Here is a 24,649-nt window from a genome sequence, read left to right on the forward strand (position 1 = left end):
CCAGTTTCCTGTTCATAGTATAAAAGGTATCGTTTCTCTATTTTGATAAAAATTCAAAATTTTTGTTCTTTTTTATTGAGGAGTCAAAAGAAGGCTATTTTGGGACTATGGCTTATTGGAGTATAGGAGGTAAAGCTTCAGACATGAAGCAAAAAGAAGGGTACTCAGGTCAAAAAAATGATGCTGGAGAATCTGAAGCTGGGATGAATTTGCAGAAAAATCGAATTACAATAGAAACCTTTATAAACAAATTTTATGGTAGACATTTGGAAAAATAGATGGAAACGTACAGCTTTATTAGGCTACCTCACGTTGAGTTCAGTTTCTTTTACATTTGGACAATACTATAACTCCCAGGTCTGGAATCCCGATTTGGGTAATGGAAAGTTTAAAAATCCTATAATAAATGCGGATTATTCAGATCCAGATGCTATACGTGTTGGAGAGGACTATTACATGATTGCGTCTAGCTTCAATCATAGCCCTGGATTGCCTATTCTTCATTCAAAAGATATGATTAACTGGACAATAATCGGGCATGCTCTAAAGCGACAGGTCCCTGAATCGGTATTTAATCAAGTACAGCATGGTGGGGGAGTATGGGCGCCGTCGATACGTTACCACAATGATGAGTTTTATATCTATTACCCCGATCCAGATTTTGGCATTTACCAGATTAAGACGAAAGATATTCGAGGGGCATGGTCCAAGCCAAGTTTGGTTTTTGAAGGAAAAGGATTAATTGATCCCTGTCCATTTTGGGACGAGGATGGCAAATCCTATTTAGCTTATGCCTACGCGGGTAGCCGAGCGGGCCTGAAGAGTGTGATTGGAATCGCTCAGATGAACACCGAGGGAACAAGTGTATTGGACAGGGGCACAATAGTCTATGATGGACACGAGCTGGATCCAACCATAGAGGGACCGAAAGTTTATAAGCGAAATGGGTATTATTATTTGTTTGCTCCAGCAGGCGGTGTAGCAACAGGCTGGCAACTTATCCTAAGGTCAAAAAATATATATGGACCTTATGAGCGCAAGATTGTAATGGCGCAGAACAACTCAACGGTAAATGGCCCTCATCAAGGGGCCTGGGTGGATACACCTAGTGGCGAAGACTGGTTTTTTCATTTTCAGGACAAGGATGCCATGGGACGTGTTGTGCATTTACAACCCATGGTATGGAGAGCAGATTGGCCGGTCATAGGAGAAGATAAAGATGGAGATGGCATTGGCACACCAGTTATGACCTATACAAAGCCGAATGTTGGCAAGCAACTGTTCCCACAAGTAAATCCACAGGAGTCAGACGAATTTGAAACGCCTAACTTGGGTCTGCAATGGCAATGGCAGGCTAATCCTGACGGTAATTGGTTAATGCCGTCACAGAAAGGAAGCCTGCGTCTCTATAGTCAGCAGCTTCCTCATGGGAGCAAAAATCTAATGGCTCTGCCAAATATTCTGACACAAAAATTTCCTGCTGATAATTTCGTTGCAACGGCTAAGATTCGGCTACGACCAAATGAAAAAGATTTAGCAGAAAAAGCAGGTTTTGTAGTTGTGGGTGAGGATTATAGCCAACTTTTTATTCGTAGAGATAATGGAGTCTTTCATCTATATTATGGAAGTTGTATGAAATCTTATGCCGGTAACGAAGAAAGCACACGGCTGTTGACTGATTTGTCAGATGATTTTGTTTACCTGCGTGTACAGGTCAAAGATGGACATAATTGTAGCTGGTCGTATAGTACTGATGGAAAAAAGTATCTGGAGGTAGAGAAATCCTTCCAAGCTAAACCCGGGAAATGGATAGGTGCTACTCTTGGCTTGTATGCTAGTCGGGATAAACAGATTAATGACAGTGGGTATGCGGAGGTAGATTGGTTTCGAATAAGCAAATAAATACAGTCAAAAATAATCAACAACAAAGGGATGAATAAACGTATTGCAATAAAAGAACTATTTTATTTATGTTTAATTTTTTCACTGCTATTGCTGTGTAGCGGGCAGGTAAGATGCGCTCCAACGGAAGTGATTACGGTAGATAAACAAGGAAATGGAGATTTTAAAAGTATACAAGCAGCAATCAATACGGTGCGCGCTTTCCGTGGTGAACATTCCGTCCGAATTTTGGTAAAGAAAGGCGTTTACCACGAAAAGATAGTAATTCCAGCCTATTTGGAAAATCTTCAACTTGTTGGAGAAGACGCCATGGAAACGAAAATTGTATTTGATGACTATGCGGGTAAGATAAAAGCATGTCCGGATGAGACAGGACAGACCAAATTGGGCACATTCAGCAGTTATACATTATTGGTAAGGGCCAGTGGCGTTTTAATAAAGAATATCAGTATCGAGAATGCAGCCGGACCTGTGGGGCAAGCTGTAGCTCTTCATCTGGAAGGCGATTGTATCGCCGTTGTAAATTGTCGTTTATTGGGATTTCAGGATACATTATACCTTGGCAAAGGAAACAGTAGAAGTTATTTCTCCAATTGTTATATCAGTGGAACTACAGATTTTATTTTTGGTCCTGGGACATCATTTTTTGCAAATTGCAAGATGATCTCTTTAGGAAATTCCTACGTCACAGCCGCATCTACGCCGATTGGACAAGCTTATGGATATGTCTTTCATCAGTGTGATTTTTTGAGATCGGATACGTCTGTCAGTAAAGTATTTTTGGGAAGACCTTGGCGTCCCTATGCCCGTACTGTTTTAATAGACTGTTATTTAGGGGAGCATATTGTTCCAGAAGGTTGGAATGAATGGAAGGGGGACAAACTGTTCCCTCAGAAAGAAAAAACCGTTTTTTATGCTGAATTAGGCTCTAGGGGCGGTGGAGCTAAAGATCTTTCGAAGCGAACAGCTTGGTCACACCAGCTATCTGCTGCTAAACGCGGTGAGTATGAGTTAGAAAAGGTAATGGGAGATTGGAACATTAAAAAGATGCTCAATGAAACGGAAAGATAGTCTGGCGATTGTATTAACCAGCAGCTGCATAATCTGTTTCTTATTATCAAGATGTCCTGTGCAGGCGCAAGAAAAGTTGATTCCAAAAGATACAACTTATAATACCTTGCGTGTATGGCGTCAAATAAAAAAGGAACATCCCCACATAAAACCTGCAGTTGATAATTCGAGAGGGTTGATAGAATGGAGGAACCTTGTGTATGCACATTTGCCAGCTACAGTATATGGAGATAGGGATTTGCATTTGGACATTATTAGACCCAGCGATAAAGAAAAGCGAACCGCTATTTTGTGGATACACGGTGGAGGCTGGCGGTCGGGAAATAAAGAGATGGATATTCCGATTGCCCAATTATTGGCACGTAAAGGTTATGTATGTATTCCGGTAGAATATCAGTTGTCGTTAGAAGCTAAATATCCACAGGCAGTGATTAATATTAAATCTGCTATATTATGGATAAAAGAACACGCCGATGAATTTGGCATTGATAGCAGCCGTCTTGTCCTAGCCGGGAGCTCTGCTGGAGGACAATTAGCGAGCTTGGTTGGTTTAACTGCCGACGTTGAGCGTTTTGAACCTGCGCATAATGCAGGGTATAATACGCGTATTAGAGCCATTGTAAATCTGGATGGTGTCGTTGATTTTATGGCCCCCATGTCACTAAATTTAGTCCGTAAAAGCGATTCTCCGGATGTCTTTTGGCTCGGTGGAAGTTTTATCGAAAAACCGTTAATTTGGAAAGAAGCTTCACCAATCTTCTGGGCTAGAGCGGATAAACGTATCCCCATGCTTTTTATCAATAGCGGATTTCCAAGGTTTCACGCAGGACAAAATGAGCTTGTTGGAATGCTTAAACACTGGAGAATTGCATATGAAGTGCATACCATTGATGTGCAAGTACACCCATTTTGGCTTTTTCATCCCTGGGTAGATAGCTGTGTTGATCACATAGACAGTTTTTTACAAAATATAAACCTCAATAACCAAGATATTTGAAAAAATTATCGAACTGTTTTATCGCTGATGCATATGTTTCCCGTTCGCTCACGATCAAATTTCATTATATAGGACAAAAACAATAAGTAGTAGAAGTCAAAAAGCCGTTAATAAAAATCCAAAATGGAAAATTTAATGTTCCAGAGACGTCACTTTATGATATTATGATAGAAAAAGGTAAAATATATGAATCTTAAAGTTCGATAATCAATTTCATTATTAACCATGCTGATATTTTAAAGTATCTCAATTTGATACGTGTGCGAGCTTGCATACTGCAGTATGGCGTTGGTAGGGATGCAAATTTGGTTCAAAACCCAGGTTGGAAATAACAGAAAATCATGTCGATGAATCCTGCCTTAAAAAAATATTCATTCTTTGAGGCAGGATACATACTCCCCAATATATTGGTTAAGCAAAAGCTCACGGTATTAAATTCCAGTTTATAGGAACTAATTTGTCATAGGAATTGTTAAAGTTATATCATTACAACTGAAATTGGCGGCGGCAGTATGAATACTTTGGTCAAGAAATAATTGATAAACAAATAGTTTAAACAGATGGAAAAGAGCGAATTATATTTTCATGTAGATATCTTAAGAAAGATCCATGATGCTATTTTGGATCAGGATGAACCTTTTTATACAAAACAGTTAAAGTTTTTTAGATCACTTATTGAAGAGGGTAAGTTAAATGAATTCCCAAAAGAAATTATCAGAAAAACAGTCGATATCTTCAATCGGATAGCGGGAATAGCAGATGGCCAAAAAATGTCTGTTTCGGATGATGAATTTGACGAGCTTGATGCCGATTACAAAAAATTTGAAAATGATAAGGCGAAATAGTCTTTTTTATTCTCAAATGAATATTGAGAATGCCTTATTTATTATATGTAACCTTAATTTAAGTAACAAGCACGCCATATTTTATTGGGCATAATAACAACTTTGGCTGTAAAGACGTTGTAGATTTGTTTTCGATAACCAACCGTACTTAGTGAACATAAATTGTCTAAATTTATCGAAATCTACAAACTTAATCCCTGAATCCGAATAATTTGGATTATCAGTTATATACCGGTGAGCCACTTGATTTACTTTTTGGCAAATTATATTGCATTCCTCAAGCTGCTGGTGATTAAGATATGGAAATTTGGTACCTAACCTTTCGTTAATTGGTTTCAGCCAATTTTCTCCAAATTCCAGTGATAGCTGGAGCCCAACCACATTTGTGCCAAGAAATGAGCTTGCCTTAATCGGAGAAGTATTAGGTGAATTTTCACTGCCAAAAGGATACTTCATACATATTCTATCCGTGATCAACTATGGTGACAACGTCATTGGTCCCTAATAAACCATATTTGTAAATAACTTTAACAAATTATTGTCCGCAATCAATAGTAAATTGATTTGTAAGGTAATAGTATAAGAAAATAAAATTTTATCAGTCGATATTTTCACATATAATGGGATGATGTAAAGCCTTCGTGATTACTTCTCTCAGTTTATGATCATTTTTATCTCCCCATTGTCCGAGCGCACCGATTATGGGGATTAGAGACAGACCGAAGTCCGTCAGGCTATATTCAACTTTTGGTGGGAGGACAGGATGTATCCTTTTGCTGACCAGTTCGTGTTCCTCGAGTTCTTTCAGCTGGATATTCAATACCCTTCTTGAAGCATCAGGTATCTTTCGCTGTAATTCACTCGGTCGCTGATATCCTTCGTTGATAAACCAAAGGAGACGCATTTTCCACTTGCCATACAAGACTTCACCTATGAGATCGAGGCCGCAATTTAAGTTTGGTGTTGTTTTTCTTTCGTACATATTGCAAAGTTAACCCTATGTTCGAATTGGCACAATAGGGGAAAAATTTATCCCTATGCAATTCGTAATTCCGTACTTGTACAGACCGGTATTATACAAGAACTTTGTTCAAAAGAAAATGCAAATGGAACAAAAATTTGAGTACTACAACGAATTATCCGGCAAAATTGCTTTGGTAACCGGCGGAACCAAAGGTGCTGGTAAAGCTATTGCAGAGCGGTTAAAAGAAGCGGGGGCCACCGTTATCATTACAGCACGGAACAAACCTGAGTCACCTAACGATCTGCATTTTATTTCTGCGGATCTAAGTAAGCCAGAAGGCACGGCCAAAGTGTCCACCGCGCTATTGGACAGATTTGGTAAACTAGATATCCTTATTAACAATATGGGAGGATCTGAAACTCGGGCGGGAGGATTTGCCGTTTTGGATGATAAAGATTGGATAGAAGCAATTCAAACGAACTTATTGGCATCAGTCCGTTTAGATAGAGCCTTTTTACCTCAAATGCTAACAGGGAAAACGGGGGTAATAATTCATATAGCCTCTATTCAGGGAAGATTACCACTTTATGATTCGACACTTCCTTATGCAGCTGCAAAAGCAGGATTAATTAACTATAGTAAGGGGTTGTCAAAAGAAGTGTCCCCCAAGGGAGTACGTGTATTGACCGTTTCACCGGGATGGATTATGACAGATGCATCCATAAGAATGATGGAACGAATTTCAGAAAGCTCCAATATTTCACTAGAAGAAGCAACACAAAGTGTAATGAATGCATTAGGAGGAATTCCCTATGGACGACCAGCTCAGCCTCAGGAAATAGCAGAATTAATAGGATTTCTTGTATCTCCACGAGCAGGCTATCTAACGGGAACGGAATATATCATAGATGGCGGAACGATCCCAACAACTTAATTCGTAAAGATATGGATTTACCTCAAGTAATAGCAAACCTCATTACTGCACAAAATAAATTTGATAGTGTCGCTTATTCCAATTGTTTTTGTGAAACAGGAATCATGTTAGATGAAGGAAGAGTACATATAGGGAGAGCTAAAATCTCTCAATGGATTATTGAAGGTAATAAAAAATATAATCCGGTTATGAGACCAATCAGTTTTGAAGGAGATGAAAATAAAGGTGTATTAAAAATTGAAATATCAGGGACATTTCCTGGTAGTCCATTGATTTTTACTTACGATCTCGAATTTGTCGAAGGATTGATTCAATCACTAACGATTACGGTGTAAATGGGATCGTTTGTTGTCATGCGATAATCAGTTTTTCTGTTATACGAACGTCAGGCTCTTAATAAGGATTATTATTTCGTAAATTCACTTAATGAAGCTATTCCGATTTCAACTATGCGGATAGCTTCTTCATCAAAATAAAAGTGAATGCATGAAAAGCACGAAACGAAATAGAGGTTTTTTCTTTAAGCAATATGAAGAGCCGTTTCAAACCCCTTTTGATAAATTATTTAGTATTTTCAAAGAGCTGATTACGCATACTGCGGGCGATTTTGATGAGGCCATTGATTGGTTACGTCAATTGGATAGAGAGTTCAAACTGACTACTCCAGATTACACGATAGATGATTTTATTGCAGATCTGAAGAATAAAGGATACATCAGGGAGAGATTGGAGTTTGGTGGCGACGGCAGCGTAGACATCACCTCGAAGTTGGAAAAAGCTTTGCGACAGAATGCATTGGAACAGATTTTTGGAAAGATGCGGAAAGGAAATTCTGGCAATCATAGGACGAATCACCAAGGGCGGAGCGACGAAAATATGGGTGATTTTAGAAGTTATCAGTATGGAGATAGCTTAGAGAAAATCGCATTAACGGAGAGCCTTAAGAATGCACAGATTAATCATGGGATAGGAGAGTTCGCATTATCAGAAAATGACCTAGTTGTAGAGGATACGCAGTATAAATCGCAGATGAGTACGGTGTTAATGATCGATATCAGCCACAGCATGATTTTATACGGGGAAGACCGGATCACACCTGCAAAAAAAGTGGCCATGGCCTTGTCAGAGCTTATCCTCACACGGTATCCCAAAGACTCTCTTGACATCATCGTATTCGGTAACGATGCATGGCCTATATCTATAAAAGACCTACCATATTTGCAGGTTGGGCCGTTTCATACAAATACCGTTGCTGGCTTACAGTTAGCGATGGATATACTTAGACGGAAGCGACATGCAAACAAGCAAATATTTATGATTACCGATGGCAAACCGAGCTGTTTAAACATGCCGGACGGTACCTATTATAAGAATCCAATGGGTTTAGATCCATTTATTACCAGCAAGTGCTATAGCATGGCAGCACAGGCTCGAAAGTTAGGCATCCCCATCACCACCTTTATGATTACTTCAGATTCCTATCTACAGTTATTTGTTGACGAATTTACGGCGTCAAATCAGGGTAAGGCTTATTACACAGGACTTGGAGATTTGGGGCAGATGATTTTTGAAGATTACGAAGAAAATCGTAGAAAAAGGATACGATAAAACATTACTTTAACGATAATAAGATACTAATCTAGCGTGGTTTCTGCGCCTCATTATAAGAATATATGGATTATACGAAGATTACAACATTTGGTGCATTGAAAGCTTCAGGTTACAAACCGAAGACGATAAAAGAAGAATTACGGCAAAATCTGATTGCAAAGATAAGCAAAGGAGAAACTGTGTTTACAGGCGTATATGGCTATGAGGACACGGTTATTCCCGAACTCGAAAGAGCTATTCTCTCCAAACACAATATTAATTTCCTTGGACTCCGTGGTCAGGCTAAGACACGTTTAGCACGGCTTATGGTTAATCTCCTGGATGAGTATGTGCCAATGGTACAAGGCTCAGAGATCAATGATGATCCCTATCAACCTATATCCCGGTATGCAATGGAACTTTTGAAGGAAAGCGGTGATGATACAGCAATAAACTGGCTTCATAGAAGTGACCGTTTTGCCGAAAAACTTGCTACACCAGATGTGACTGTAGCTGATTTAATCGGCGATGTAGATCCTATCAAAGCGGCCAATTTGAGATTGAGCTATGCCGATGATCGCGTGATTCATTTTGGCATGATTCCACGCGCAAATCGCTCGATATTTGTTATCAATGAACTGCCCGACCTTCAAGCCCGGATTCAAGTTGCACTTTTTAATATATTGCAAGAGGGGGACATCCAGATTCGCGGATTTAAGTTGCGCCTTCCGTTAGATATACAGTTTGTGTTTACCGCCAATCCGGAAGATTATACCAATAGAGGAAGTATTGTGACGCCGCTGAAGGACCGGATAGGATCACAGATCTTAACACATTATCCTACGTCAATAGAGATAGCGAAGGCAATTACTGCTCAAGAGGCTAATTTAGAAGCCGCACAAAAGGAACATATATACGTTCCTGAACTGGCGCGTGAGTTAATCGAACAGATCAGTTTTGAGGCTCGAGATAGTGAGTATGTTGACGAGAAAAGCGGTGTCAGCGCACGTATGAGCATTACAGCGTTCCAAAACTTATTAAGTAGTGCTGAATTGCGCATGCTCAGAAATAACATTGGATCGACCGCTGTACGCCTAAGTGATTTTATGGGGATCGTGCCAGCAATAACGGGTAAAGTGGAGCTCGTTTACGAAGGCGAACAAGAAGGTGCAGCTACTGTCGCTATGCAGTTAATCGAAAATGCTGTAAAGAGTTTATTCCCCATCTTGTTTCCCAAAGTCGAGAAACTGGAAAAAGAAAACGAACGCTATCCGTATGATGATATTGTGCGTTGGTTCTCAGAGTCGGAGGGTATTGAACTGTCCGACGAACTCTCTGAAACAGATTACAGGCTTGTGTTGGATAAAGTGACACCAATCCACGCATTGATACAGCAATACCAGCCTCAAACAAAGCCCGAAGATCAATATTTTCTAATTGAATTTATACTTTGGGGATTATCCCTAAACAACAAATTAAGTAAATATAGACTAGGCAATGGTCTTCAGTTTCAAGACAACTTTCATGGATATCTGAGAAACAATTTTTAGTAAACTGACAGGGAAGGTTACTAAGATGCAAGGCTTCACATCAAGGAAGTTTTGACCTAATTTATCCAAGCAGGACTTAATGGATTCTCTGAAACAGGAGCAAGATAACTCAATTTAGTAAAAAGTTATCTTGCTTTCCTTTGCTAGGCGAATGCCAATGTAAAAGCTAATTTCGAAAACAATATAGTCTTTAATTGTTGGTCAGATTGTAAAATACAATTCACCTAAGTTTACTGGTTATTTTATATTGATCAGGTAACGGAAAAATGGAAAGGAAGTAAGCCCCTCATATTAGCTTTGCAGAACTAACATATAATATTTAAAATTGTAACCTTTTTTGCTTAGCCATACTCAATTGTTTTAGAAGCATAGGTTTAACCCTTACAAATAAATCAAATGGAAACTATACAACTAAAACAAAATGTCCAACTCGTTTTCAATATTTTAAAACTTACTTTTACCATCGTTCCTGTGGTAGCGGGATTTGATAAGTTCACACATATACTGTGTGACTGGACACAGTATATCAATCCTTCTATTCTCGGTATGCTACCTTTTTCAGGGACGACATTTATGATAATTGTTGGGATTATTGAAATTATCGCTGGGATTTTAGTATTTGTAAAACCTAGTGTAGGAGGTTTAATAGTCTCAGCATGGCTAATTTTAATTGCATTGACATTACTAGCTGGCTGGAATTTTGCGGATATTGCCGTGAGGGATTTAGTAATGGCAATTTCAGCTTTTTCTATGACGAGATTAGCTTCGATCACTGATAATAGATGAAAACAGACGTAAAATATACTGATAAGGAATTAATTGAAAAGGTTCTGAATAAAGAAACAGCTATTTTTGAATTAATTATTCGGCGGAATAATCCGTACTTGTACCGGATCGGGAGAATGTATCGTTTTAACCATGAAGATACACAAGACCTGATGCAAGATACCTATATCGAAGCATTTACTCATCTTCATCAATTTGAAGGCAGGTCAACTTTCCGTACCTGGATCTCCAAAATAATGCTGCATCAATGCTATCGTAAGACCCAAAAATGGTATTCAAAACACATGGAGTCGCTTGAAAATAACTGTCAGGTTATTGAAAATTTTCATAATACCGAAACGTCAAATATTGTGATAAACAGAGAACTAAATTCAGTGATTGAAAAAAGTCTGCTCAATATTCCGGAGGAGTATAGGACTGCATTTACGCTAAGAGAAATCAATGGATTAAGCGTTCATGAGACAGCAGAACTTTTAGAAATCAGCGAAAGTAATGTGAAAGTCCGTGTAAATAGGGCTAAAGCCTATTTGCGAAAGGAAATTGAAAAGTTTTATCTCAAAGAAGAAATTTTTGGATTTAATCTGATCTACTGTGATGCTATGGTATCGCGTGTGATGCATAAAATTAAGGAAATATCCCCAGTTATTTCTGTTAAATTTTAAGGAACAAAAAATAAAGAAATTTCTCCGTTTTTTACTCTTGGCTCCCTTTCGACATCACGTGCGTATCGGTTAAACAGCCGTTTTAAATCGATGATGAAACACTGAGCGCTCATCATTGTTGGTCTTTCAATCAGCTGATGCAAGACAAAATGTTGTTGTTTCCGAGAAGCCGAAATTATTAGATAGTGGTAATCAATGTGTAATTTGTTGTAAAGCTTTTGCTGGCCGGTACGATCTTTTTTCTTGATGAAAGGGCAAACCCTCTTTGTTTCCGGTTGTTCTATCAAAGCAGAATAGGATGTGATAAAAAAACAAATATTCGGCGAGAAAGGGCATCAATAAATCGATGTTATAAAATTGTTATCGATAAACATTAAGAGAAATGGATCAGTTAAGCTTATTTGAAAATGAAGGATATAATTTTCCCGAAGAGCTACTGCACTTCGAGCCGACATTCCTTTCGCAAGAAGCAGCAGATGATCTGTTTAATTTGTTGATGAGGGAAGTACCTTGGCAGCAGACTTCAAAAAAGATGTACGATCGAAGGATACTGACACCGAGGTTGACTGCTTGGTATGGTGACGAGCGTAAGACCTATCAAATAAGTGGGAAAACCATTTTTGTGAACCCTTGGCTTACGGCTTTAAAGGAATTGAAAGTACAGATTGAAGAACAATTCCAGTGCACTTTCAATACAGTCCTATTGAATTTATATCGTGACAACAATGATTCTGTTGCCTGGCACCGCGACAGAGAGAGTGAACTGGGTAACAAACCTGTCATCGGATCGGTAAGCCTTGGACAGGCCCGCAATTTTGATTTTCGAAAAGTCGACGATCATACAAAGAAATATTCGCTGCTTTTAAAACATGGATCATTATTGCTTATGAAAGGCCATCTACAAGAAAAGTGGGAGCATTGTATCGCAAAATCTTCAAAAAAAATGAAAGCCCGTGTTAACCTAACCTTTCGTTTAATCACAGAAACCAATTGATATGCTGTCTTTATTTACCCAATGGCAACCCTTTCCCAGATCCGAAATTCGATTACAAAATGGCCTGGATTAGGCAGGAGGCTCGAGCGTGCCCAAATAATGAACCGACCGATCAAGTATACGTACTTTTACTGCAACTAGCTATTTTTACCCAAAATATAATTTGTGACAACCTTTCCTTTTTTTATACTGTTCAATCTTCGAATAGTTTGAAAACTTAAACTGAAAAATATATGAAAAAGATTGGTTTATTGATATTAGCCGCCTCCCTTGGACTGTTGGGATGTGATAATAGTAGCAACAAAGGGAATGAAGCAAATGGTAGCTATGACTCTTCAACTAGCGTTGACGAGGGGCATATAGGTGTAACTTCCAATGATTCTCTAGGAAGGGATAGTACCGATTCCTTACAAAGGCAACCTTCTCCGGCTAAACCCGATTAAAGAACAGAGATGTGAAGCTAAAAAAGAATATGCTAAAGGATATAAGTTCTATAATTTGCCCAGTACTAAGGCTAAGTTGGATATTCCAGCTTAGCTTCTTTTTTTCTATTGTTTCCGCCCAACATCCCGATTCTATCTCCAGGTCTACTGATTCGGTAAGTATCCGTGATTCATTGCCCAACAATCCGCTTGCCACCACAAGAACTTATTTGGAGCAGTGGCGTACGGAGTTAGATCAATATTATACAACTTTTGACAGCGTCAAACGCGGGGTCGCCTGGCAGCGACGTGAGGCGAATAAAGCAGCGCCAGCGCAAGTTCAAAGCTATATCCACAAGATGAAGCCAGCCGTCGTAACTTTGCGCGGAAAAGTAAACGTTCTTCGTAAGCAGACCGTGCCGCAAGACTCAACAGCATCGGCGTGGAAAACTGTCCAGGATAGTGTAACTACTTTAGAGCGGGATATTGAATCGCTGCTACTGGATATGGAGGATTTAAGTACCAAAACGCAGCAACAGCAAAAAGTTGTTCAGACGCAGCAAAGTATGGTATTTTGGTATCGCTGGAAAAATATTATACAAAAGAATCTGGAGCAGGATGGCCTATCGCAACGTTATTATGATAGCGCATGGGACGGACGTTTTTTACTCGTGATTTTGGGTATAGCTTATTTTTACTGGCTTTATCAAATGCGCAAGCGCGCAATCGGGGCAGGAGAGAAACTCCCGTTGCATAGAAACCAACCTTGGTGGATACCTATTCTTAAATTCGCTGTTTTCTTTCTGATTCTTTTGCCGCTCACATCCTTTAGAGTACCGGTACTTGTACTGGAATTGAGTTATTTGCTGATTTTTGGCTTTTTGTATCTGCTGATTCGTTCTGAGCTATCTGATTCCAAAATCAAAATGATGCAGTTTGCCTTCTTTTATTACATCGCCTTGCTTATCGCTAATTCAGTCTTAGATAACGATTGGATAACGCGGGCTGCTGTCATATTGGTCAATTTGGCTGGGGTCCGTCTACTGTGGACATTAGGACAGAAAACTGACGGAGAAGTCCCATTTGATCATCTTCGCCCCCTTGCCCGTTGGGGACTAGTTGTCGTAAGTATATTAGCTGTCATTTTTAATGTATTCGGATTTTTAAATTTGGCTCGTACATGCAGTATAGCTGCTGGAGTAGGGTTTTTACAGGCATTATCCTTGCCTGCTTTTCGGAATATGTTGTCCCATGATTTGCTTAATTCATATGAGAATGCGAAAGAAGGCCGTTTTATCAACCGATTTGATAAGCAAAAGATGATCGCGGCGCTTCATCGCGTGATTGGGCTTTTTGCTACTATTCTAGTCATTATCGTTTGGGCAAATACCTTACATATTACGAGTGAAGTCCGCCGACTTTTTGATCGCTTACTGCATAGCAATCATACAATTGGAAGTATTACTTATTCCTATGGCGATGTGCTCTTGGCCTTAGTTGTTGTATGGACAGCCAACTGGATTCAAAAGAATTTAAAAGACCTGCTTGATCAGCCAGAAGCAAAGGCAAATCAACGGCGAACGGCACTATTGCCTCTTGTGCGTGTCTTCATTTTTATCGTTGGTTTTCTAATAGGAATCCGTATTTTAGGGCTAGGAGTTGATAAACTCACTGTTATCCTGGGGGCGCTGAGTGTTGGTATAGGTTTAGGCTTACAAAATATTATTAATAATTTTGTATCCGGAGTGATCTTGGTTTTTGAGCGTCCTTTTAAAGTTGGCGATTATGTGGAGCTGGCCGACAAAAAAGGGCAAGTAATGCAGGTAGGCATCCGATCTAGCACCTTACTTACTGATCAGGGATCGCAGGTGATTATCCCGAATGGAGATCTCCTATCGGGACGCTTGGTCAATTGGACATTTGAAGAATCAGATATCCGATTGAATCTTCAACTCACCATTGTTACAGGGCGCGACATCGCGGAATGGAAAAAGTGGCTGGCAGACACAATCGTGGATTTTCAGGAGATCGACCGCAACCTTCCGATAAAAGTCCTTACAAAAGATATTACAGCGGATGCCTATGTTGTATCAATTCAAGTTGGCATCCAGAATGTACAGCAAATAGAACGTTTTCGAAGTAAATTTCTCGAAGCAGTAAAAGTTCAAGCGATGCTTCATGATTCTAAAGTTACCTCAGCATAGCGTTTTGCCTATAAAATTATAAGGCTAACCAAACGTCAAAATACACTTCTTTCTTGCGATATAAGCGATTATGGATTTAAAGAATAAGCAATGGGCTAATATTAAAGTTAGCCCATATGCGGTGTCAGATAATACGATGTCGCTCTAGATAGTTGTTTCATCTAAGTCTGAGGGTGGTGTCGGAGGCTGGACTGGAAGCCCCTCTGCGTCATTCGCTTCTTCCTGTTCGCCAATTTCTTGATCATCAATTTCCTGTTCATCAATTTCAGGAAATGCATTTTCGCCCTCAATTCCTACCTCTTCGTCAAAGCCTAAATCATCCTGATCAGGCATTTCGGGAGCTTCATCGGGTTCGTTTTCAGGAAATTCTTCTTCTGGACTATTTGGTACATCGTTCGGAAGATCCTCAGGACCCGTTGGTGATACAATCGCGAATGCAATGATCTGCATACCTTGATGCTGATCTTGCGTTATTTGGTTTTTGTTCATAGTCTATAAATCTTTTTATATAAAGAACCTCACTAAGCCTATTAGAGTTAACTGATTAACTACGCAATACGAGCCATTTTATACTTGAAATAAAATAGCTGATAATTATTGCATTTGCTGGATATAAATGTGTCTCACTTTCGGGGCAAAGATATATGCTTGATTTGGGGCATTTGTACTCCTCATCTTGAAATCAAGATGAAAAAATATGAGCATAAGATAGACCTGGGCGCTAAAAGCAATTTCGCTATATCCACGGAGCGTGTATGTGAATCTATTAGGAGAGCAAATAGTTGATAATGAACTATATGCAATTAGGTGAGCCTTGTTTTTTTGGAAATCATGTCCTTTGTCCTGTAATATGAAATTGATCCGAAGTTTTCAATAGCTTTGAAGCTTAAAAAAGAACAATAATACACGGCCGTATCCTTATTTGGTGGAAGGCAATCACTGGAAATTTCACTTTTCAACCTTTTTAAGAATAAATTCTTTTAGCCTAGACAAAGGTTCGTTAGGAAGCCGTTGTACGTGATTAATACGAATTTTACATCCGCTTTGCTTGACATGAGTAAAAAGTAAGTTGCTATCATACGAAATTTCAAACGGTTGTGATAGTTCGATCGGTTCGCTTATTTTACCTAATACAGCGTACTCCAATTCCCCATTTGAGGTAAACCTTCTGATGACGCATTTATCCTTGTACGCGGGTCGTATACAAAACCAAGCCCCGTCACCCACACCGCCGAGATATTGTGCATCATGAGGTACTGTAGTAGGTTTATAAGAAAAGCTCATTGAGCCAATGCATTTATCATTCGGCAGAAGCTTTGCTTTTTTTAGTTTTACACTATCGCCTAGATTCTTCAATAGAAATCCTAGGGACTGCAAGCGATTCATTTTAAAATGCTTTAAACCATGTTCCTTAGTATAAGAATATATCATCCGGTCATGTGCTGAATTAACCACATTGCTAATTGGGCTTGCTTTAATTGTTTCGGGAAAATTGATGCTGTGGCTCCAATTGTATCGTATAGACGCGCGTCTCAGCATACGTGCAATAAAGCGTGAACAATTATTATTATTATGAGAAATTGCACCATATGGGTAACTCCCTTGACGTACACAGTCGTCACCATAAGTTTTGGCGAGCATAAAGTTGATGTCACGTGCGATGGAGAAGTAAAGAGTACCCGCCCCATTAAAGACAGATTTCAATGCTTCAAACTGTTCGACAATTTCGTCAAGGTTAGTGATGTGTTCGTTTTCAAACCTTACCTTTAGATTGATGTCTAAGTGAGGGTCGGAAAATTTGGATCGTGCACGTCCGTATCCCCGAGGTGTAATATAACGTCCAAAGTCGTAATAAAGCATTTCACCGGTTTCCCGTTTAATTAAAACGATACCTGTGTGACCGACTTTAAAATTTAAATTCTTTACAATGCCGATTTTTTTAAAAAACATCATCCATTTTTCGTCTCCACGAATTGTGGCATTTGGCCATGTTAAAATAATGGCTATATCGTTGTAGGTTATATTTGAGTACATGGAACTTATCTTAAAATTTGAGTTTACGGTAATAGGAATTTTGGTAAGTTGTGTCCAGTCACTATGTGATAAATAGTTTTAAGTTTTCGCACCAAAGGAAAAAACGTGTCAGCTCATGTTGGTTCAACCCGTCAAAATGAAAAATTTTATGCGGAAAGGGGAGGGCATTGCAGTATACACCGTCTATTGAGAAAATCAGTACAAATTTTTTATTAAGGCTGTTTCTCTCTCCAGTATCTGCATCAGGGAAAAAAGATTCTATCGAATCATCCCTACAAATTAAGTACACTATACAATCATATTGACTCTTAATAACTCGATAATCCTCATTTTTACCCAAATCGGCACGAACATATATCTCATTTCCATTGTTCCATAAAAACTCTGCAATATTGTCGATTAAAGCTTGTTTTTGCTGATTTTTATCAGTAATCAATAAATATTTCATTTTCAAATACTTTTAAAACTACACATTTCAAAGCCAGTCCTCGAAAACTGCTTTAAGAAAAATTGTCATCGTTTCCACCGTTTATGTGTCCACAGCCAACCGTACGGTTCTTCCCTAATATTTTCTGTTAGTAGATCGATGTACTTTTGGGTTATTTCGCCTTCTGTCGTAAGTTCTGCATGGGAGCATATCGGAATGCAAGCAATTTTGTAGTTTCCTTTTGATAGCTGTGTAATATGCAGATAGATAACTGAGGTACACCCTTTGCGAGCCAATTTCTCCAGACCTGAAAAAAAATATGTTTGCTGATTCAAAAAGGTAAATTTATAATTTTCATCTTTTGTGCGCGGACTTTGGTCTGCAAGAAAAAGATAAACAGCTGGGGCTGAGTTTTTGGATAGAATATGGCGCACTGCTGTGTGATCAGCTAATAGCTTCACACCAAAACGTGACCTTAGTTTAATCATCAATCTGTCCATCGTTACAGACCTTAGGGGTCTGTAAATGGCGTAGATTTGCTGGCGTATTTTGTATGGCATGAAATTTAATATTTCCCAATTGCCACAATGTCCTAAACAGGCAATAACGTTTCGGTCCGAGTTTATATACTGTTCTACTAACACTAGATTCTCAAATGTTATTTTTTGATCAAGCTCCTTTGCTGGAGCAGAGATACTTTTTATAATTTCAGCAAAATAGGAGAAAAAGCAAGCATAAAACTTTTTTGCGATAGCGTGTACTTCTCCATATCGTTTTTCGGGAAATGAACGTGCAATATTTTGGAATACTACCGCTTTCCTATACCCAATAAAGTGATAAACAATGAAAAAAGTGAAAGAAGCTGTTGCATATAGAAATCCGATTGGTAACAAACTCATGGAATAGATGACTATATAAATACCTCTATATGCAACAGTCTGTAAGGCTTGCTTCATTTTCATTGGTTAAAATTTATTTTTAAACCAATGGACGCATAGGGAGAGACCGAAAAATGATAGTCATTATCACCTGCAAATACCCCTTTCAAAGTTCTGTCGCTGTAAGTAGCGGGGCGGTACAGGTTTAGGCCTGCCATCCCCGTAAGTGTTACCCCTTTCGTCCCAACTTTTACTTCGGGGCGGAATCCAGTAACAATATATTGATGGGAAAATATTACATCTTTACCGTCCTTTTGCAGAAGGGCAACCTGCCCATTCATCTCAAGTGCATATGCCAGTCTGAGTTTCTCGTTGAACTGATAACCTGCGGATAACTCGAGTCCCTCGATCACTTCAACATTTACATCGTATTTCCCTTGGAGCTTCCATTTAACATAAACTGCGGGGAATATCATAGGATAACCCAGAGAACTATTTATCGCCGCACCTCCGCCAATATCCAGATTCGGATTCAGATGACGGATAAAAACAAGACCGCCACTTGCGAGCACATTTTTAAAAGTAATTTTAGAAAAATCGGTAGTAGGAGAAAAAATGCCCATTCCCGCACTTGCCCGCATAGACCACCTGTCGTTTAAGGGACGTAAATGATAAAGTCCCAGCTGTAAATTCATAATTTCAGACACCATGGGTTGCGAAAAGTTTCGGTTTTTCAAGGAGACATATGCACCCCCAAAACCAATTCCCCAAGCTGTCGGACGATTGTTCTCATTCAATTTCATGGATAAGGGCATACTGAACATTCCCTGATAGACCATGGCTGAGCCCTTTGCATTACCGATTTTTTCTTTCGGTTTCTCCCCCGGAGGTAAATAATAGTAGCCCGAGTTTCCAATGTACTCTGTCCTGAAGGACACCTGCTGTGCTTTTGATTCTAGCGATAACAACATTACTAATGTTGCTAAGAATAATATTATTGACTTCACGATTTTAAAATTATATTTATACTTGCTTTGTCTTTTGAACAAAAAAATGATTAAAGAGGTCACACTGAAAGCTATTAACCATGGATTTCAGAATCTACAGGATGAAATTGCGTATAGAAAGAATGGAATAAATTCTTAAGCGCACCAATGTAAGCAGCTATTACGCACCGGGTATCAGGTATCATGCTTTTGGTATGCTTCTGAACCTCAGTACGTAATCTGTTTCTAGTAGATTTCTGATTCTTAAAATTTATAGGCTAATCCCAGGGATGCACCATTGTTTTTCATTGCGCCTCCTTTGGCTTTGTGCAAATCTGCCAGCCCGAATTGATAACTTGCATTTATTTGCCAATTTTTATCAAAGTCATAACCGATAATAGCACCCACACCATAATCAAAGCGGTTCATAGTTGGTCTGTTTATTGCGCTGCTATTTTTGAATAGGTTGACGCCATCAGACTTTGTCATGATTCCATAGCCGATATACGGACCAGCTCCTATAAAGGCTTTTCCGCTCCCTATTTCACCCTGTACAATTCCGTATAGTGGAATTTCCACGCCGAAAGATTTGATTTTATTAGATGTTTTATCTGTTATAGTCTCCAGCTTAGAGGTTCTGTAATACAGATCGACACCCGATTGCAGCGCAAAATTTCGACTTAGGTCATATTTAATGAAACCGCCGACCGAACCGCCTATGTTCATTTTACTGTTGAATCCTTCCATATTACCACTCAGCCGATATTTGGAAAGGCTTGTTCCGGCTTTGAAACCGATTGATACAGGGTTGTCTTGTGCTGATAATTGAGCGGAGAAAATCAATGCGCCTAATCCGAGAAAAAATGTAAATACGTTCTTTTTCATTGTTCTAAAGTTTTGAAGTTATTTTTTAATTCTGAACAAAAGAACGATGAACGGTGCATGTATGGAATATGTAAACGATAGGCTTTAGAATACAATAAATGAAATGCAATATCCGAAGGATAGATTTTTCTGCAACAAGTTATTGCAGGATGCCATCCATCCATTTTAGAAAGTCCGGTACGCGTACACGGCTCACCAAAACCTCATGTGGGCATTCCGGCGAAAAGGAAAGTTTCAGTCGGCTGTTAAAGTATTTTGCGACATTTTCAATGGCTTTTACATTCCCTATGCAATTACGTGATACACGGAAAAACAAACGGCTATCAACCTGCTGCTCCAATTGGTCTAATGTATAATTAATGATATATCGTCTATCGTTGAATGTGTGCAGGAATACGACTCCATCTTCACTATAGAAGTGAGCAATATCCTTGGTTTCTATATAATGATAATTTTCTCCTTTGGATATTAGGAAACGATTTTTGGTTTTAAGTGACAGCAGTTGCTCAAAATTCTTCGTATTGTTTTTATAAGGGGAGTTATGAAAAATGTTCTCAAATTTGGTTAATGCAGTCTCTAATTCATTCTCATCAAATGGTTTTAATAAGTAATCGATACTGTTAAGTTTAAACGCTTTGACGGCATGTTCATCATAAGCTGTCGTAAATATAACGGGTATAGTAATTTCTACATGGTTAAATATTTCGAAGCAGTTGCCGTCTGCGAGGCGGATATCCATAAGAATCAAATCAACATTAGATTCTTTGAGAAATCCGATGGTATCTACCACCGTTTTCGTTTGCTTTTCCAAGATATAATCTGGACGTAATTTTAGCATCATACGTCTCAGTTCCTCGTATGCAAAACGCTCATCTTCTACTATCAGGTAATTCATGATTGTATATAGGGGATTTTTACAATAAACATGTGTTCGGTATGCTCTACCTTTACTTCTTTAGCATGGATTTTATATTGTTTGGTAATATATCTTAATCCGATCCCGCCTTTGTCAGTACTGCCTGACGGTTGGATATTGTTTTCGACCGTAATATAATCGTTATCAATATTAATTGTAATATTCAATGTTGACTCTTCGGTTGCGATATTGTGCTTGAATGCATTCTCTATCAATAGTTGAAGAGTAAGCGGTATAATTTTGTTTTGTTCATTGAACGCTATTTTATTTACTGTAAAAGTAAAAGCATTTTCAAACCTCATTCTCATGAGGAATATATACGAATCCAAAGCGAGCAATTCTTCCGCAATAGACACGACCGGCTGTTGCGTAAGAGATAGTACATATCGATAAGTTTTAGACAGCGCTTTGGTAAACTTGTTGGCATTTTCCTGATTTATATATATCAGTGAAGACAGTACATTTAGGGAATTAAACAGAAAATGAGGATTTATTTGTGACCTTAGCGTTTCATGTTGGAACAGTAGAACTTGGCGTTTGACTTTCTCGGAATCCGCGATGGCTTTTTGCTCGGATTGGAAGTAATGAATTAATTCGAAAACCAACAAAATAGGGATATTTGCGGCCATCGCAAAAGCAAATTTGACGGACAAAGGAGGTAATCCGTCCCTAGGAACAAGAAATACATCGTATATCAAAAAATTGAATATCCATAGTAATATCAGGCATATTAAGGTTATACCTAAAATGTCTGCCACAATACGCAAAAATATATTTTTGGAATAAGGTAGATACTTGTTCAAAATCAACAATAAACGGTAGTCTGCTATACACATCGCAAAAATTACCACATAATGAGCCGATAATTGTTTATGGAAATTATTCCATAAATCTTCCTTCATTAAAATAATGCTGAAAAGCATTTGGCACAAAGCATATATCAGTGTTGAGAAGAAAAAGATAACGAGTCTTTTTACATTTATTTTTTTTATTTGAACCATTCTTCAAAAATAAAGTTTCCATGTAATATTTTTTGAGAATAGCTTCTGTTTTCCGATGAAGTTTATAATTTAGGGGATGAATTTAACATCTTCTTGCTAGAGAGCCTAATCCGTTGAAACATCCGGAATTTTAGTGAGCTGGGTCTGCAAATAAAAAATCCTTGTCAAATTTTGAATAACAAGGATTAATTTTCTATCAAATCATTGCATTAATCAATGGCGATATTGTTGATTGCTTTTTCCAATGATGTTTCCATAATTCCGGGGATTGAAAGCCCTTCAGCGCGGAAAACACTGATGTCTGAAATACCATAAAACCCAAAGATATTTTTGATGTAAGGAATATTAGAGTCGTATAGCTGATATGGTCCTTCTGAATAGATATTTCCAGAAGTAAAAGCAACATATAGTTTCTTGTCGGTTAGCAAGCCCTTTGGTCCATTTTCATCATATTTAAAGGTATATCCCGCTCTTGAAGTAAAATCGAAATAGGCTCTCAGAGTTGCAGGAACTGAAAAATTATACATTGGAGAATCAATAACGATAATATCAGCTTCCTTTAATTCGGAAATCAGATCTTCCGAATATTTGCTGATCGATTGTTGTTCCTCAGAATGATTTTCAGCGGGTGTAAAAAAGGTATTTATATGTACCTCTTCCAATACTGGAACTTTACTTTTTGTAAGATCGCGTTCTTTTACAATGCTATCGGAATACTTTTCCCGAATTTTTTGAATAACTGCATTCCCTAACTTTCTACTTGCGGAAGCCTCTGCTCTTGGACTTGAAATAATGTGAAGTATATTTTTCATTTTTTCTTTATTAAAATTTCTTTAGCAAAATTATGTATATTCGCTTATTAAAAGTTAGTAGTAATCAAAAGGTTAGTAGTAACCTTTTGGTTAGTTTAAAGTCGAATCTCATGGAAAATACAATGGATTTAGAAGAGCCAATAACGGCTGAAAAATGTTCCGAAAATCTCTCCTCTGTCGAAGATGCAATTTATGTTATAGGCGGAAAATGGAAATTAAAAATTATTATTGTTCTACAGGAAAGCGGAAATATCAGATTTAATGAGCTTCAGAGAAATATTCGGGGAATTTCGGCACGGGTGCTTTCTAACGAGTTGAAAGACCTTGAATTGAATGGTTTTGTGAAAAGAGTTGTACATGCTGATCAAACACCTGTGGTAGTAGAATATATTTCTACCGATTACAGTAGAACGCTAAAAAACGTCATTGTGGCACTTTCGGCTTGGGGAAAAATGCATAAACAAAATATTCGAGAAGAAGTGTTTTAAGTTATCTCCATTTATTTACTTGCAAGACTTTTTTTGAAACTCATACCTTTAACCAAGTAAAGCTTGTGAATTTGGTACGAAACCCAACTGCTTCAATACATTTTCAATAAAAATTGAAGCCGCTCGGATACTTACCAAGCAGCTTTTTTTATATTTTTAGCATGATACATACCTACCCAGTGACGTAGGTTATCTTTGAACAAATTATCAGATTTTAATAGTTAAAACGGCGTTAATTGCATTTTCTGAAATAACTCTACAACCAATTTACGCTGCCTGTTTCGACATCATAATTTGCACCAACGATTTTAATCTTACCTTCTTCTTCAAGCTTCCGAAGTGTTGAACTTTGCTTGCGAATATCTTTAATAGCGTGTTTAATATTCTGTTGATTTAATTTCTCCAGTAATACGCTATTTTTAGATGAGCATTCTTCGTTTTCATCTATTACTTCATTGATAATGGGGTCAAAATGGTTAATTAAATGGTTCAAGTTGTCCATTCCCATTCCTTCGATTTGTGCAGCATCTAATCCTCCTTTCAATGCACCACATTTGGTGTGGCCTAATACAACAATGAGTTTGGAGCCAGCGACATTGCAACCAAACTCCATTGAACCAAGAATATCCTGATTGACAAAATTTCCGGCAATCCTGATACTGAAAATATCACCCAGCCCTTGGTCAAATATAAGTTCAGCAGAAGTGCGGCTATCTATACAGCTTAATACTACGGCAAATGGCCACTGACCTTCACGGGTAGCATTTACCTGTTCGAGAAGATCCCGGTTTGCCTTTAGATTATTGACAAAGCGTTGATTGCCTTCTTTTAAGAAGTCTAATGCTTTTTGAGGAGTAATAGTTGATTGTGTTTCGTACGTATGTGCCTTCATAAAATTTAAAAATTTGGAGTATTAAAGATATAATTATTTTGCTAATTATCCACACGACTATGAATTCCAGTTAGCTCAATATTTGTATCGGCAGAGCTCATAAACGAGATCAATATTGTTTTTCCAGTATAAGTTTGTGTTCACTACAAGATGACTGATTAAGCATCCCTAGCCCTTAAATTCAATATTAAACATATAGGTAGCGGTCAGTGTTTTCATCAGCTTGTTGCGCTTCTTTATGGAATTCATGGTATGATTTTGAATTAACGTTTTAGCTATTGTTATTTCTGTATTATTTGTGTTATTTTCGTTTTAAATGGGCAGAAAAGTTTTAAATTACAGCTTTAAATCCGAACCGAATAAAACAAAGCGCGATTCAGCAGAAAAATAGTATCGATTTTGAGCTTTA

26 protein-coding genes are annotated in these 24,649 nt (G+C 38.2%); 15 read left to right on the top strand and 11 right to left on the bottom strand.

Annotated elements, in window-relative coordinates; genetic code table 11:
* Positions 1–62 precede the first annotated feature (62 nt).
* The 5 genes from HPC41_RS17650 (at position 63) to HPC41_RS17670 (ending at position 4,815) form a co-directional block, all read left to right on the top strand.
* A complete protein-coding gene (locus HPC41_RS17650; protein WP_172395323.1) occupies positions 63–278 on the top strand; it encodes a hypothetical protein in 216 nt (71 codons plus the stop codon).
* Entirely contained in the window at positions 256–1,902 is a 1,647-nt protein-coding gene (locus HPC41_RS17655) for a glycoside hydrolase family 43 protein (protein WP_172395324.1), read from the top strand. The genes HPC41_RS17650 and HPC41_RS17655 overlap by 23 nt, the downstream gene beginning before the upstream one ends.
* Before the next feature lie 30 nt (positions 1,903–1,932).
* Entirely contained in the window at positions 1,933–2,973 is a 1,041-nt protein-coding gene (locus HPC41_RS17660) for a pectinesterase family protein (protein WP_172395325.1), read from the top strand.
* A complete protein-coding gene (locus tag HPC41_RS17665; protein ID WP_172395326.1) occupies positions 2,957–3,970 on the top strand; it encodes an alpha/beta hydrolase in 1,014 nt (337 codons plus the stop codon). The genes HPC41_RS17660 and HPC41_RS17665 overlap by 17 nt, the downstream gene beginning before the upstream one ends.
* A gap of 560 nt (positions 3,971–4,530) precedes the next feature.
* Positions 4,531–4,815, top strand: a complete 285-nt coding sequence (locus tag HPC41_RS17670; protein ID WP_172395327.1) for a hypothetical protein — start codon at positions 4,531–4,533, stop codon at positions 4,813–4,815.
* A 598-nt stretch (positions 4,816–5,413) separates the two neighbouring features.
* Here the strand turns inward: HPC41_RS17670 and HPC41_RS17675 are convergent.
* Positions 5,414–5,797, bottom strand: coding sequence for a winged helix-turn-helix transcriptional regulator (locus HPC41_RS17675; RefSeq protein WP_172395328.1), 384 nt, complete (start codon positions 5,795–5,797; stop codon positions 5,414–5,416).
* A 124-nt stretch (positions 5,798–5,921) separates the two neighbouring features.
* On the opposite strand from HPC41_RS17675, the gene HPC41_RS17680 reads away from it, so the two are divergent.
* The 9 genes from HPC41_RS17680 (at position 5,922) to HPC41_RS17720 (ending at position 14,921) form a co-directional block, all read left to right on the top strand.
* Positions 5,922–6,713, top strand: coding sequence for an SDR family oxidoreductase (locus HPC41_RS17680; RefSeq protein WP_172395329.1), 792 nt, complete (start codon positions 5,922–5,924; stop codon positions 6,711–6,713).
* An 11-nt stretch (positions 6,714–6,724) separates the two neighbouring features.
* Positions 6,725–7,048, top strand: coding sequence for a nuclear transport factor 2 family protein (locus tag HPC41_RS17685; RefSeq protein WP_172395330.1), 324 nt, complete (start codon positions 6,725–6,727; stop codon positions 7,046–7,048).
* Between the two features lie 151 nt (positions 7,049–7,199).
* Positions 7,200–8,321: a vWA domain-containing protein gene (locus HPC41_RS17690; protein ID WP_172395331.1), complete on the top strand. Its 1,122-nt coding sequence runs from the start codon at positions 7,200–7,202 to the stop codon at positions 8,319–8,321.
* A gap of 65 nt (positions 8,322–8,386) precedes the next feature.
* A complete protein-coding gene (locus HPC41_RS17695) occupies positions 8,387–9,853 on the top strand; it encodes a sigma 54-interacting transcriptional regulator (protein WP_172395332.1) in 1,467 nt (488 codons plus the stop codon).
* Positions 9,854–10,249: 396 nt separating this feature from the next.
* Positions 10,250–10,639: a hypothetical protein gene (locus HPC41_RS17700; protein ID WP_172395333.1), complete on the top strand. Its 390-nt coding sequence runs from the start codon at positions 10,250–10,252 to the stop codon at positions 10,637–10,639.
* Complete coding sequence (locus HPC41_RS17705) at positions 10,636–11,301, top strand: sigma-70 family RNA polymerase sigma factor (RefSeq protein ID WP_172395334.1); 666 nt, start codon at positions 10,636–10,638, stop codon at positions 11,299–11,301. Before HPC41_RS17700 ends, HPC41_RS17705 begins: the two co-directional genes overlap by 4 nt.
* Positions 11,302–11,683: 382 nt before the next feature.
* Complete coding sequence (locus HPC41_RS17710; RefSeq protein ID WP_172395335.1) at positions 11,684–12,295, top strand: alpha-ketoglutarate-dependent dioxygenase AlkB family protein; 612 nt, start codon at positions 11,684–11,686, stop codon at positions 12,293–12,295.
* 233 nt (positions 12,296–12,528) lie between these two features.
* A complete protein-coding gene (locus HPC41_RS17715; protein ID WP_172395336.1) occupies positions 12,529–12,738 on the top strand; it encodes a hypothetical protein in 210 nt (69 codons plus the stop codon).
* 29 nt (positions 12,739–12,767) lie between these two features.
* Positions 12,768–14,921: a mechanosensitive ion channel family protein gene (locus tag HPC41_RS17720; RefSeq protein WP_172395337.1), complete on the top strand. Its 2,154-nt coding sequence runs from the start codon at positions 12,768–12,770 to the stop codon at positions 14,919–14,921.
* Positions 14,922–15,065: 144 nt separating this feature from the next.
* Here HPC41_RS17720 and HPC41_RS17725 read toward each other — a convergent pair whose 3' ends face one another.
* The 9 genes from HPC41_RS17725 to HPC41_RS17765 all read right to left on the bottom strand — a co-directional run bounded on the left by HPC41_RS17725 (position 15,066) and on the right by HPC41_RS17765 (position 22,860).
* Complete coding sequence (locus tag HPC41_RS17725) at positions 15,066–15,410, bottom strand: hypothetical protein (RefSeq protein ID WP_172395338.1); 345 nt, start codon at positions 15,408–15,410, stop codon at positions 15,066–15,068.
* A gap of 459 nt (positions 15,411–15,869) precedes the next feature.
* Complete coding sequence (locus tag HPC41_RS17730) at positions 15,870–16,955, bottom strand: DUF6695 family protein (protein ID WP_172395339.1); 1,086 nt, start codon at positions 16,953–16,955, stop codon at positions 15,870–15,872.
* A 61-nt stretch (positions 16,956–17,016) separates the two neighbouring features.
* Positions 17,017–17,403: a hypothetical protein gene (locus HPC41_RS17735; protein WP_172395340.1), complete on the bottom strand. Its 387-nt coding sequence runs from the start codon at positions 17,401–17,403 to the stop codon at positions 17,017–17,019.
* A gap of 65 nt (positions 17,404–17,468) precedes the next feature.
* A complete protein-coding gene (locus tag HPC41_RS17740) occupies positions 17,469–18,344 on the bottom strand; it encodes a lysophospholipid acyltransferase family protein (protein WP_172395341.1) in 876 nt (291 codons plus the stop codon).
* Positions 18,341–19,267, bottom strand: a complete 927-nt coding sequence (locus tag HPC41_RS17745) for a DUF6268 family outer membrane beta-barrel protein (RefSeq protein WP_288809781.1) — start codon at positions 19,265–19,267, stop codon at positions 18,341–18,343. Before HPC41_RS17745 ends, HPC41_RS17740 begins: the two co-directional genes overlap by 4 nt.
* A 243-nt stretch (positions 19,268–19,510) precedes the next feature.
* Entirely contained in the window at positions 19,511–20,131 is a 621-nt protein-coding gene (locus HPC41_RS17750) for a porin family protein (RefSeq protein WP_172395342.1), read from the bottom strand.
* Positions 20,132–20,270: 139 nt separating this feature from the next.
* Positions 20,271–21,026: a LytR/AlgR family response regulator transcription factor gene (locus HPC41_RS17755; protein WP_172395343.1), complete on the bottom strand. Its 756-nt coding sequence runs from the start codon at positions 21,024–21,026 to the stop codon at positions 20,271–20,273.
* Positions 21,023–21,949: a sensor histidine kinase gene (locus tag HPC41_RS17760; RefSeq protein ID WP_246250834.1), complete on the bottom strand. Its 927-nt coding sequence runs from the start codon at positions 21,947–21,949 to the stop codon at positions 21,023–21,025. The genes HPC41_RS17755 and HPC41_RS17760 overlap by 4 nt, the downstream gene beginning before the upstream one ends.
* A gap of 308 nt (positions 21,950–22,257) precedes the next feature.
* On the bottom strand, positions 22,258–22,860 hold the full coding sequence (locus tag HPC41_RS17765; RefSeq protein WP_172395345.1) for an FMN-dependent NADH-azoreductase: 603 nt from the start codon (positions 22,858–22,860) through the stop codon (positions 22,258–22,260).
* 110 nt (positions 22,861–22,970) lie between these two features.
* Here HPC41_RS17765 and HPC41_RS17770 point away from each other — a divergent pair, with 110 nt between their 5' ends.
* Positions 22,971–23,348: a winged helix-turn-helix transcriptional regulator gene (locus HPC41_RS17770; protein ID WP_246250837.1), complete on the top strand. Its 378-nt coding sequence runs from the start codon at positions 22,971–22,973 to the stop codon at positions 23,346–23,348.
* A gap of 256 nt (positions 23,349–23,604) precedes the next feature.
* Here the strand turns inward: HPC41_RS17770 and HPC41_RS17775 are convergent, their stop codons facing one another.
* Positions 23,605–24,240 (bottom strand): carbonic anhydrase, encoded by a 636-nt coding sequence (locus tag HPC41_RS17775; protein ID WP_172395346.1) that lies wholly within the window; start codon positions 24,238–24,240, stop codon positions 23,605–23,607.
* Positions 24,241–24,649 lie beyond the last annotated feature (409 nt).

The sequence above is a fragment of the Sphingobacterium prati genome (genome assembly GCF_013167215.1).
In the GTDB taxonomy this organism is placed as follows: Bacteria; Bacteroidota; Bacteroidia; order Sphingobacteriales; family Sphingobacteriaceae; genus Sphingobacterium; species Sphingobacterium prati.